Origin of the sequence: Salipiger marinus (assembly GCF_035481585.1) — a bacterium.
In the GTDB taxonomy this organism is placed as follows: Bacteria; Pseudomonadota; Alphaproteobacteria; order Rhodobacterales; family Rhodobacteraceae; genus Salipiger; species Salipiger marinus.
This window is the reverse complement of record NZ_JAYKSL010000008.1, coordinates 221803-222427: the sequence shown is the minus strand read 5'-3', so window position 1 is coordinate 222427 and position 625 is coordinate 221803.

Below are 625 nucleotides of genomic sequence, written 5' to 3'. Positions count from 1 at the left end.
ATACCGGGGCCGCAAGGCCTCAAGAGCTTCGGAGCCCCTCTCCTCCTCCCTGGGGCGTTCGATGCGCGGCGGTCTCTCTCCTCCTCCCTGAGACCGCCGCACCCTCATACCGGGGCCACAGGGCCCCAAGAGTTTCGGCGCCCCTCTCCTCCTCCCTGGGGCGTTCGAGGCGCGGCGGTCTCTCTCCTCCTCCCTGCGACCGCCGCACCCTATACCGGGGCCACAGGGCCCCAAGAGTTTCGGCGCCCCTCTCCTCCTCCCTGGGGCGTTCGAGGCGCGGCGGTCTCTCTCCTCCTCCCTGCGACCGCCGCACCCTATACCGGGGCCACAGGGCCCCAAGAGTTTCGGCGCCCCTCTCCTCCTCCCTGGGGCGTTCGAGGCGCGGCGGTCTCTCTCCTCCTCCCTGAGACCGCCGCACCCTATACCGGGGCCACTGGGCCCTGCCGGATCGGAAGCCCTCTCCTCCTCCTGAGGGTTTTCGTGATTGAACGGCGGCGCCTCTCCTCCTCCCGGGCGCCGCCGTTTTGCGTTTTTGGGCGGCTTTGCCGCAACCGTTTCAGGACTCCGGGCGGCTTTGCCGCAGCCGTTTCAGGACTCCGGGCGGCTTTGCCGCCCGGGCGGGGGG